Origin of the sequence: Corynebacterium sp. 401_CJEI, assembly GCF_001076435.1 — a bacterium.
GTDB lineage: Bacteria > Actinomycetota > Actinomycetes > Mycobacteriales > Mycobacteriaceae > Corynebacterium > Corynebacterium jeikeium_D.
On sequence record NZ_JVIP01000006.1, the window covers coordinates 1 to 290 of the forward strand.

The 290-nt window shown below is 62.4% G+C and carries 1 protein-coding gene; it reads right to left on the reverse strand.

Annotation, left to right across the window (positions count from 1 at the left end):
- Positions 1 to 290, reverse strand: a 290-nt coding sequence (locus ADM64_RS01450; protein WP_049192960.1) for a biotin/lipoyl-containing protein, incomplete at both ends; no start/stop codon positions are given.

The following is a 290-nucleotide window of genomic DNA, read 5'->3' on the forward strand; positions in this document are numbered from 1 at the left end:
TCGTCGACCTCGACGGTGTCGCCGACCTTCTTCAGCCAGGTGGTGATGGTGCCTTCGGTGACGGATTCGCCGAGCTCCGGCATCTCAACGTCAGTAGCGTCGCCAGCGTCAACGTCAGTGGAGTCTTCCTCAGTCTCCTCGTTGGCCTTTACTGGCTCCTCGTCCTTCTCGACTGCGGCAGATGCCTCCTCGGCCTCTTCCTTGGCGGCCGGAGCAGCGTCTGCATCGCCAACGCGAGCGATGACTTCGCCGACGTCAACGGTGTCGTCTTCGTCGTAGAGGACCTCGAG